The sequence below is a fragment of the Candidatus Streptomyces philanthi genome, from assembly GCF_059553635.1.
Window position 1 is genome coordinate 1 of record NZ_JCANQV010000223.1, and the last position, 9,928, is coordinate 9,928.

Below are 9,928 nucleotides of genomic sequence, written 5' to 3' on the forward strand. Positions count from 1 at the left end.
TCGTAGAGCGCGGCCCAGCCGTCGAGGTGCGCGGCGAGGCGGGCGAGGAGTTCGCCGGGGCCCTCGGTGCCCAGCGCGGCCCGGGTCAGCTCCCGCTGTGCCTCGAACCCGGCGGTGACCGCGCGGTACTGGTCGGCGGCGACGGCGGCCGAGACGGCCTTGCTGATCGCGATGAACGGCGTTCTGCGGGGCACCGCGAGCAGCGGCAGCCCCTCCTGGCGGGCCGCGTCGACCAGTGCCCGCGGGACGTCCTCGTAGTTGACGCCGACGGCGAAACCCAGGCCGACGACCCCGGCGCCGGCGATCCTGCGGACGTAGTCGCGGGTGGTGCGCGGGTCCTCGGCGTCCAGCTTGAGTGCCGTGGTCAGCAGCAGCTCGTGGCCCTCCATGTAGGGCACCGGGTCGATCAGCTCGCTGGCGTGGGCCCAGCGCACGGGCGCGTCCAGCCGTTCCTCGCCCGCGAGCACGGTCAGCTTGAGCGCGGTGTGGTGGACCAGGGAGGCCAGGGTGTGGGGCATGGAACCTTCGATGACGATGCCGGCCCGGCGGGCGCCGCCGGATGGTCGGCCGCCCTGGAGGAGCGGCCGACTCCGATTCTGCCGCAGCGGCCGAATCGGGGGCACCGCCCGGACGGGGGTGTTCCGGGGCGGACGCGACCCGTCCGCCCCGGGCCCGTCAGCCCCGCAGGTCCACCAGCACCGGTGGCGCGCTCTCCCCCCGCACCGTCGTCAGCGACAGCACGGCGTGCCCGGCCGGGACGGCGTGCGCGAGGTCGGAGGCGGACCAGCGTTCCCGCTCGACGGTGCGGACGGTGACGGCCTTGGCGGTCGCGGCCTTGCCCGTGACGAGCTGCCGGAAGGCGTGGAAGACCTTCATCCCGGCGCCGTACGCCACGATCTGCCGGTCGGTCACGTCGCGGGTCTCCACCCACGCCTTGCCCCACACCTCGGCGAACCGCGCCCCGTCCCAGGTCGTCACCCCCGAGAACGCCATCCGGCAGCCGACCGTGCCCAGCAGCGCGCTGCGCAGCGCCTCCGGCACGTCGTCCAGCGCCCGCAGGGTGAGGACCGCGCCGGCGTGCGCCGAGCGCAGCCGCTGGAGGCCGCGCAGCGCCTCCTGGGTGACGGCGTGCGCCGCGTCGTCGAGGACCAGGCACGCGAAGACCGAGCGGCTCTGCCGGGCCACCGCGCCCGCGGTGAACTGGGCGAGCACCAGCCGGGCCAGGATGCGTGAGGCGTCGGGGTGCCCGTGCTCGGGAAGGTCGACGCGGATGCGCGCCGGGTTGTCCAGGCCCCGCAGCGACAGCTGCCGGGTGCGGCCGGCGGGGTCGAAGAAGCGGGCGAACGCCGGGCGGTCGAGGAGCGCGATCCGGTCGGCGAGCCGCGCCGTGGTCTCCCGGGAGCGTTCCGCCTGCCGCTCCCAGGCGTCCAGCTCCCGCAGGGCGCCGTCCGCGCCCCGCTTCTCCAGGGGGGCCCGCAGCGCGTCCATCGCCCGGTCGGACCCGTCCAGCAGCTCCCGCAGCTCGGCCACCGACGGGAAGCGTCCGTGCGCCGTGCGGAACGGGCCGAGCAGCTGCCCGAGCGCGGTGGCGGCCCGCCGTCCGTCGGCGCCGGGCGCGGTGGCGGCCAGGTCGCCGACCAGCGCCTCGGCGAGGATGCCGGCGGCCTCGTCGGGGTCGGTGGTGCCGCCGTACAGGTCGAGGTCGAAGGCGGGGTCGGGCGTGCCGAAGGAGAGGACGACGTCGAAGGCGTCGTCGGGGAGGACGCCGGCGCCCGCCGCGCCGACCGCGACCACGGCGGCGCGCCCGGCGAGCGCCTGGAGGCACAGGGCCTCCACCACCGGGCGCACCAGCCGGGTCGTCTTCCCCGCGCCGGGCGGGCCGACGGCGAGCAGCGAGGTCCCGAGCGCCTCGGGCGCCAGGGCGTATCCGGCGCCGCGCAGCGCGTAGGGGTTGCGGGTGTCGTCGGCCGCGGTGCCGATCCGGACCTGGGAGGTCAGCAGGTCGTGGGGCGCGGTGCGGACGGTCAGGTCGCGGGCGGCGGAGGGGTGCGGGCAGGCGGCGCCGCCCTGGAGGCGGACGGCGTCGGCGAACGCCGGCAGCCGGTCGGGCAGGGCCCGTACGGACTGCCAGGCGTGGGTGAGGCGCACATGGTCGACGTCGTTCATCAGGCCCGCGCGTGCCTCGTGGGCGAGGCGGTCGGCGGCCGCGGGCGCCCCGGCGGCCCGCAGCTCCTGCCATTCGGCGAGGTCGGCCGGGAGCGTCCGTACGGAGTCGTCGGGCCGTTCCGGCGCCGCCTCCGGCGCGGCGCCGCGGCGCGGGGACAGCCAGCGGCGGCGCAGCTCGCCGGGGCAGGCGAAGCGGCCCAGGAGCAGCAGGACCAGCCCGAGGTCGATCAGGGAGAAGCTGGTGACGTAGTAGAAGTACGAGGTCTGGTCGCCCGAGGAGGGGGCGAGGTTCTCCATCTGGAGCATCAGCAGCGAGGACGCGCTGTTCTGGTCGGTGCACCACTGCCACAGCAGCCAGACCGCCGCCGCCGTCACCGCGGCGCGGGCGAGCAGCTGTCCGGCCGGGAGCGCGGCGGGGTCCTTGGGCGCCAGCCAGGACGGCAGCCGGGCCCACAGCCGGTCGGCCAGGGGCGTGAGCAGCCGCCGTACGAGCTGGGGCCAGCGGCCCAGCCGGCCGAAGACGAAGGCGATGGCGCCGAGGACCAGGGCCATGTACACGAACATCGAGACGACCCCGGCGTTGCCGGTCTTCCACGCCTCGGGGAGCATCACCTGGAGCGGCCACTTCCAGTACGGGCCGAGATAGCCGTTCATCAGCAGCGACCACAGCAGCCAGGCGGCGAGGAACGCCACCACGGCCCCGGCGACGAGCTGTGTCACGGCGGTGCGCTGCGGCTCCTCCCGGGGCCTGGGCCGGTGCCCGAAGGCCCAGACGCCGGGGCCCTCCAGGACGCGCGGGGTGCTCAGCCAGGTCATCAGGGGCGAGAGGGGCAGATCGCCCGCGGGCGCGGGGGGCGGGACGCGCGGCGGCGGCCCGGCGGGACGCGGCGGCGGGACGATCGGCCGCGGTGGCGGGCCGGAGCGGGTGTGGTGTGCGTGGTGCGTGCCCTCGGTGTCCATCGGGTGCCCCTTGTCCCCCTAGTGCCGTGTTCCGCCGTGCCCCGCCGCGGCCCCTGCGGCCCGGCCGGGTGCGCCCGCCCCTTCGGTGCGCGGCGCCGCTCAATCTACTGGCCGTGTGCCACCGCTATGTCCGGCGCGGACAACGCGACACGCGCACTTCTCCCTTACGGAACATGCCCAAGCCCCTTCCCCGCCCCTAGCCTGCGGGAACAATCCCTTTGTCCGTACCGTTCCCGAGGAGACCGCCATGACCGAACCGACCGGAGGCCCCTCCCTTCCCCAGGAGCGGCGCGTCGTCACCGCGATCCCCGGCCCCAAGTCGCAGGAGCTGTGGGCCCGTAAGCAGGCCACCGTCGCCGCCGGTGTCGGCGCGGTGCTGCCCGTCTTCGTCAAGCGCGCCGGCGGCGGTGTCCTGGAGGACGTGGACGGCAACTCCCTGATCGACTTCGGCTCCGGTATCGCCGTGACGTCGGTCGGCAACAGCGCCGAGGCCGTCGTCCGCCGGGCCACCGCGCAGCTCGCGGACTTCACCCACACCTGTGCCATGGTCACCCCGTACGAGCCGTACGTCGAGGTCTGCGAGGCGCTGGCCGAGCTGACGCCGGGTGACCACCCGAAGAAGTCCGCGCTGTTCAACTCCGGCGCCGAGGCGGTGGAGAACGCGGTGAAGATCGCCCGCGCCTACACCAAGCGCCAGGCGATCGTCGTCTTCGACCACGGCTACCACGGCCGGACGAACCTGACGATGGCGCTGACCGCCAAGAACATGCCGTACAAGCAGGGCTTCGGCCCGTTCGCGCCCGAGATCCACCGGGTGCCGCTGGCCTACCCCTACCGCTGGCTGACCGGCCCGGAGAACTGCGCGCAGGAGGCCGTCGACCAGGTCATCACGCAGATCACCAAGCAGATCGGCGCGGAGAACGTCGCGGCGATCATCATCGAGCCGGTGCTCGGCGAGGGCGGCTTCATCGAGCCGGCCAAGGGCTTCCTGCCCGCCATCGCGAACTTCGCGAAGGAGAACGGCATCGTCTTCGTCGCGGACGAGATCCAGTCCGGCTTCTGCCGCACCGGCCAGTGGTTCGCCTGCGAGGACGAGAACATCGTCCCGGACCTGATCACCACGGCCAAGGGCATCGCGGGCGGTCTGCCGCTGGCGGCGGTCACCGGCCGCGCCGAGATCATGGACGCCGCGCACGCGGGCGGCCTGGGCGGCACCTACGGCGGCAACCCGGTCGCCTGCGCCGCCGCGGTCGGCGCCATCGAGACCATGCGCGAGCAGGACCTGAACGCCAAGGCCCGCCGCATCGGCGAGGTCATGACGTCGCGCCTGGAGGCGATGGCGGAGAAGTTCGACATCATCGGCGAGGTCCGCGGCCGCGGCGCGATGATCGCGATCGAGCTGGTCAAGTCCGGTTCGAAGGACCCGAACCCGGAGGCGACCGCGGCCCTGGCCAAGGCGTGCCACCAGGAGGGCCTGCTGGTCCTGACCACCGGCACCTTCGGCAACGTGCTGCGCTTCCTGCCGCCGCTGGTGATCGGCGAGGACCTGCTGAACGAGGGCCTGGACATCATCGAGTCGTCCCTCGCCGGTCTCTGACCGGACGTCGTACGGCAGGGCGCGGCCCGGGGCACGGTGGACGACCGTGCCCCGGGCCGTGCCGCGTCCGGGCACCACGGGGGCATGTGCCGCGCACGGGTCGCGGGCGCCGCACGGCCCCGGCGCCGGGGCGTGAAGAAGATGTGCGGGGCCGATGGCGGGTGGGTGTCCCGCCTCCCGGAGGCGCCGCGGGTGCCGTACGGTTTCTGCAGATGAGAGAAATACCCCGCCCGCAGGGGACTGCGGGCGATGCCCGGCCGACGCTCCCCCGGCACCGGCCTGGCCGTGCCCTCGCGCACGATGCCGGGGCCCCTTCGCGGGGTTCCGGTGGTCCTCACCGGTCGGACGCCCGCCCGCCCCAGACCCCCCGGGGCGCGCGGGGGACCGGTCGGCCCGGCCGCCTCGGAGCTCTCCCCCCTGCTCCGGGGCGGCCGGTCCTGTCTTCCGGGCGCCGCGCCCGCCCCTCGCCGCTCACCGTCAGTCTGGTCAGCGCCTTCCTGTTCGTCCTGGTCAGTCTTCCGGTGGCCGGGGTGGGCGGGCTGCGGGCGTGGGACGAGCGGCTGGGCCGCGCGGTGGCGGTGAGTGCGGTGCCCGGGGCTCCCGCGCAGTTCTTCGCCGATCTGGGCGGGACGGCCGTCGCGTTGCCGGTGCTGCTGGGGGTGTCCGGGTGGGTGGTGTGGCGCGGCTGGCGGGGGTGGGGCGCGGGCCGCGGGACCTGTGGCGAGCGGTCTCCCGGCCCGTCCTTCCGCTGGTTCCCGTCGCTCGCCGCGCTGGGCACGCTGGCCCTGCTCCCGGCGGTGGTGGTGCCGCTCAAGCTGTGGTTCGCCCGGCCCGGCCCGCCGCGGATGAGCGGCGCCGCCGACACGTTCTACCCCTCGGGGCACGGCGCGACGGCCGCGGTCGCCTACGGGCTGGCGGGGCTGCTGGTGGTGCGCTGCCACCGGCCGCCGGGACGCCGCCGGACGCGGGTCGTGACGGCGGCGGTCGTGGTGGCGCTGAATGTGTGCGTGGGGATCGGTCTGGTGCGCCAGGGCTACCACTGGCCGCTGGACGTGGCCGGGAGCTGGTGCCTGGCCGGGGTGCTGCTCGGGCTGTGGTGCGCGGCCTGCGACCGCTGGGCGGCCCGCGGGGCGGACGGCGCACTCGCGGCCCGGCCGTCCGCCCCGTCGTGCCCCGGTGTCAGCCCCGGTGCGCCCGTAACGCCGCCGCCTCGTGCAGAGCGAGGTCGAGGACGCCCGGGTCGGTGAGGGTGCCGCTGCCGTCCGGTGGGACGAGCCAGCGGACGCGGCCGGTGGCCCGGCCGGGGTAGGGCACCACGACCCAGGTCCCGGCGCCCGCCGCCCGCAGGCCGGTGCCCAGCCAGCGGTCGGTGACGCCCGGCGGTACGAAGAAGCCCGTTCTCGCGTCGCCGAAGTCGGCGAGCACCGGGCCGGGCCGCCCGGTGCACCGGATGAGGACGTCGAGGGCCGGGCCCCCCAGGGTTCCCTCGACGATCAGTACGTCCCAGATCCGGCCGGCGGGCAGCAGCACCATCCCGAAGGGGTTGCGCTCCCATTCCTTTCGGCAGGCTCCGGGGTCGGGTGCGGCCGACACCAGCCATTCCACTGCGTTCCTGGCCCCCGCGGCGGTCATGTCTCTCCTCGTTCTCCCGGCCCGTTCGGGCCGGGGTCACCGGGGAGAGGCCGCGGGGGCGCGATCCTTACACGGGTCGCGGGGAGTTCTTCGGCGCACCCGGCCGGACGGGTTCAGCTGTCGAAGCCGAGGCCCACCTTGTCCATGCCCCGCAGCCAGAGGTTGCGGTGGCCGCCGTGGGTGTCGGCGCGGCTCATCGACCACTGGGTGATGCCGATACCGGCCCAGCGCAGCGGTTCGGGCGGGAACGGCAGGGGCTTGGTGCGCACCATCTCCAGCCGGGTGCGTTCGGTGTCCGCGCCGTCGAGGAGGTCGAGCATGACCTCCGCGCCGAACCGGGTGGCCCCGACGCCGAGGCCGGTGAACCCGGCGGCGTAGGCGACGCGGCCGGAGTGGGCGGTGCCGAAGAACGCCGAGAAGCGGGAGCAGGTGTCGATGGCGCCGCCCCAGGCGTGGGTGAAGCGCACCCCCTCCAGCTGCGGGAAGCAGCGGAAGAAGTGCCGGGCGAGCTTGGCGTAGGTGGCGGGGTGGTGGTCGTACTCGGCGCGGACGCCGCCGCCGTAGCGGTAGACGATGTCGTAGCCGCCCCACAGGATGCGGTGGTCGTCGGTGATGCGGAAGTAGTGGAAGTGGTTGTTGCTGTCGGAGAGTCCCTGGCGGTTCTTCCAGCCGATGGCGGCCCGCTGTTCCTCGGAGAGCGGCTCGGTCATCAGGGCGTGGTCGTAGACCGGGACGATGTACGGGCGCACCCGGCGCACCAGGGACGGGAAGGCGTTGGTGCCGAGGGCGACACGGCGGGCGAGGACCCGTCCGTAGGGGGTGCGCACGGCGGTGCCGGGCCCGCTGCGGGTGAGGGCGGTGGCGGGCGTGTGCTCGTAGACACGGACGCCGAGGTCGAGGCAGGCGCGTTTGAGGCCCCAGGCGAGGCGGGCGGGGTGGAGCATGGCGACGCCGTCGCGGTTCCAGAGCCCGGCGTGGAAGGTGGGTGAGTCGATCTCGGCGCGCAGGGCGTCGCGGTCGAGGAAGGTGTGGCGGCCCTGCCCGAGCCGGCCGGCGTCCTCGGCGGCCTCCTTCAGTTCGGCGACCTGGTGCGCCTGGGTGGCGATGTCGATCTCGCCGGTGCGTTCGAAGGAGCAGTCGATGCCGTAGCGGCCGACGGTGTCCTCGATGGCGTCGAGGTTGCGCATGCCGAGCGTTTCGAGGGTCGCGATCTCGTGCGGCCAGCGGGCGAGGCCGTTGCCGAGGCCGTGGGTGAGGGAGGCGGCGCAGAAGCCGCCGTTGCGGCCGGAGGCGGCCCAGCCGGTCTCGGCGCCCTCGACGAGGACGACGTCGCGGTGCGGGTCCCGTTCCTTGGCGATCAGCGCGGTCCACAGTCCCGAATAGCCTCCGCCGACGACCAGCAGGTCGCAGCGCTCGTCGCCGACGAGGGCGGGCAGGGCGGCGGGGCGGCCGGGGTCGTCGAGCCAGAAGGGGACGGGGGCGGCGTCCGCGAGTGCGTGGACGGGGGTCGGGTTCATGGCAGCTCGTGCCATGGTTCTCAGCTCCTCTTGCGGCGTTTGCCGGCGAATTGTCCGGCGACTACGCACAACACGGCGATGAGGAACATCGCCGTTCCGATGACATTGATCTGAACGGGTGTGCCCCGCTGCGCCGATCCCCAGACGAACATGGGAAAGGTCACGGTGGAGCCGGCGTTGAAGTTCGTGATGATGAAGTCGTCGAAGGACAGCGCGAAGGAGAGCAGGGCGCCGGCCGCGATGCCGGGGGCGGCGATCGGCAGGGTGATGCGCAGGAAGGTCTGCGCCGGGGTGGCGTAGAGGTCCTGCGCGGCCTGTTCGAGCCGGGGGTCCATGCTCATCACGCGGGCCTTGACGGCGGTGACGACGAAGCTCAGGCAGAACATGATGTGCGCGATGAGGATCGTCCAGAAGCCGAACGGGATGCCCATGTTGAGGAAGAGGGTGGCCAGTGAGGCGGCCATGACGACCTCGGGCATGGCCATCGGCAGGAAGATCAGGGTGTTGACGGCCGAGCGGGCGCGGAAGCGGTAGCGGGCCAGCGCGAACGCGATCATGGTGCCGAGGACGGTCGCGCCGGCGGTCGCCCACAGCGCGATCCGCAGGCTCAGCCCGAGCGAGCCGCACAGGTCGGCGACGCCGCAGGGGTCCGCCCAGGCGTCGGTGGAGAAGCGCTGCCAGCGGTAGTTGAAGCGGCCGTTGGGCTTGTTGAAGGAGAAGACGAGGACGATGACGTTGGGCAGGACGAGATAGGAGAGGGTCGCCAGGCCCGCGATCGTGACGAGGTGGCGGCGCACCCAGGCCAGGGCCCGGTGCGGGATGCGTGCGGTGTCGGCCATCAGACCAGTTCCTCCGTCCCGGACCGGCGGATGTAGACGGTGACCATCGCGAGGATCGCCGCCATCAGGAGGAACGAGAGCGCGGCGGCGGTCGGGTAGTCCAGGACCCGCAGGAACTGCGACTGGATGACGTTCCCGATCATCTTCTGGTCGGTGGAGCCCAGCAGCTCGGCGTTGATGTAGTCACCGGTGGCCGGGATGAAGGTGAGCAGGGTGCCGGCGACGACGCCGGGCAGGGACAGCGGGAAGGTCACCTTGCGGAAGGTGGTGACGGGCCGGGCGTAGAGGTCGCCGGCGGCCTCGTGCAGCCGGGGGTCGATGCGTTCCAGCGAGGTGTACAGCGGCAGGACCATGAACGGCAGGAAGTTGTAGGTCAGTCCGCAGACCACGGCGAGCGGGGTGGCGAGGACCCGGTGCCCGTCGGTGAGGCCGAGCCAGCTGGTGACGTCCAGGACGTGCAGCGCGTCGAGGACGCCGACGACCGGACCGCCGTCGGCGAGGATCGTCTTCCAGGCCAGGGTGCGGATGAGGAAGCTGGTGAAGAACGGGGCGATGACCAGGATCATCACGAGGTTGCGCCAGCGTCCGGCCTTGAAGGCGATGAGGTAGGCCAGCGGGTAGCCCAGCAGCAGGCACAGCACGGTCGCGGTCGCGGCGTAGAGCACCGAGCGGACGAACTGCGGCCAGTAGGAGGCGAAGGCGTCGGCGTAGGTGGCGAAGTGCCAGGTGACGGAGAAGCCCTCTTCGAGGGAGCCGGTCTGTACCGAGGTCGACGCCTGGTAGACCAGCGGGGCGGCGAAGAAGACCAGCAGCCACAGGATGCCGGGCAGCAGCAGCCAGTAGGGGACCAGGCGCCTGCGGGCGGGTGCCTTGCGCGGCGGCGGTGGTGGCTGTGTGGCGGAGGGGGGCGCGGGGGCCTCGGTGGCGGTCACGCGGCCTCCTCGTCGGGGTCCGCGCCCGCGTCGATGTCCTGGGACGCGTCGAGTCCGAAGGTGTGCTCGGGGTTCCAGTGGGCGACGACCTCGGCCCCGGCGACGAGCCGCGCGTCGCGTTCGACGTTCTGCTCGTAGACGGAGACCGCGCCGACGCCGGGTACCTCGACGGTGTACTGGGTGGAGACGCCGATGAAGCTGGCGTCCTTGATGCGGCCGGTGAGCCGGTTGTGGCGCTCGGGGAGGTCCCCGGTGGCGCCGACGTGCGCCAGGGCGAGCTTCTCG

At 73.8% G+C, this 9,928-nt stretch carries 9 protein-coding genes; 2 read left to right on the forward strand and 7 right to left on the reverse strand.

What is annotated here, in order from left to right; genetic code table 11:
- Positions 1 to 518 (reverse strand): PucR family transcriptional regulator ligand-binding domain-containing protein (locus AC51EU_RS22215; RefSeq protein WP_496268789.1); only part of this gene is annotated, 518 nt, incomplete at its 3' end.
- A 157-nt stretch (positions 519 to 675) separates the two neighbouring features.
- Entirely contained in the window at positions 676 to 3,126 is a 2,451-nt protein-coding gene (locus AC51EU_RS22220; protein ID WP_496268790.1) for an ATP/GTP-binding protein, read from the reverse strand.
- A 247-nt stretch (positions 3,127 to 3,373) separates the two neighbouring features.
- Here AC51EU_RS22220 and gabT point away from each other — a divergent pair, with 247 nt between their 5' ends.
- Complete coding sequence (gabT, locus tag AC51EU_RS22225; RefSeq protein WP_496268791.1) at positions 3,374 to 4,723, forward strand: 4-aminobutyrate--2-oxoglutarate transaminase; 1,350 nt, start codon at positions 3,374 to 3,376, stop codon at positions 4,721 to 4,723.
- 521 nt (positions 4,724 to 5,244) lie between these two features.
- Entirely contained in the window at positions 5,245 to 5,970 is a 726-nt protein-coding gene (locus AC51EU_RS22230; protein WP_496268792.1) for a phosphatase PAP2 family protein, read from the forward strand.
- Here AC51EU_RS22230 and AC51EU_RS22235 read toward each other — a convergent pair.
- The 5 genes from AC51EU_RS22235 to AC51EU_RS22255 form a co-directional block, all read right to left on the reverse strand.
- Positions 5,903 to 6,355, reverse strand: coding sequence for a bifunctional DNA primase/polymerase (locus AC51EU_RS22235; protein WP_496268793.1), 453 nt, complete (start codon positions 6,353 to 6,355; stop codon positions 5,903 to 5,905). The two genes, AC51EU_RS22230 and AC51EU_RS22235, sit on opposite strands and share 68 nt — an antisense overlap.
- 113 nt (positions 6,356 to 6,468) lie before the next feature.
- The gene (locus AC51EU_RS22240; protein ID WP_496268794.1) at positions 6,469 to 7,887 is read right to left on the reverse strand and encodes an NAD(P)/FAD-dependent oxidoreductase; all 1,419 of its coding nucleotides are present in this window, start codon (positions 7,885 to 7,887) and stop codon (positions 6,469 to 6,471) included.
- 5 nt (positions 7,888 to 7,892) lie between these two features.
- The gene (locus AC51EU_RS22245; protein WP_496268795.1) at positions 7,893 to 8,711 is read right to left on the reverse strand and encodes an ABC transporter permease; all 819 of its coding nucleotides are present in this window, start codon (positions 8,709 to 8,711) and stop codon (positions 7,893 to 7,895) included.
- Complete coding sequence (locus tag AC51EU_RS22250) at positions 8,711 to 9,643, reverse strand: ABC transporter permease (RefSeq protein ID WP_496268796.1); 933 nt, start codon at positions 9,641 to 9,643, stop codon at positions 8,711 to 8,713. Before AC51EU_RS22250 ends, AC51EU_RS22245 begins: the two co-directional genes overlap by 1 nt.
- Positions 9,640 to 9,928, reverse strand: a 289-nt coding sequence (locus AC51EU_RS22255) for a TOBE domain-containing protein (RefSeq protein ID WP_496268797.1), incomplete at its 5' end; no start/stop codon positions are given. The genes AC51EU_RS22255 and AC51EU_RS22250, both read right to left, overlap by 4 nt.

Coding starts and splice junctions, on each gene's coding strand:
- AC51EU_RS22220 (WP_496268790.1), bottom strand. CDS start 3,126: ATGGACACCGAGGGCACGCACCACGCACACCACACCCGCTCCGGCCCG.
- gabT (WP_496268791.1), top strand. CDS start 3,374: ATGACCGAACCGACCGGAGGCCCCTCCCTTCCCCAGGAGCGGCGCGTC.
- AC51EU_RS22235 (WP_496268793.1), bottom strand. CDS start 6,355: ATGACCGCCGCGGGGGCCAGGAACGCAGTGGAATGGCTGGTGTCGGCC.
- AC51EU_RS22240 (WP_496268794.1), bottom strand. CDS start 7,887: ATGGCACGAGCTGCCATGAACCCGACCCCCGTCCACGCACTCGCGGAC.
- AC51EU_RS22245 (WP_496268795.1), bottom strand. CDS start 8,711: ATGGCCGACACCGCACGCATCCCGCACCGGGCCCTGGCCTGGGTGCGC.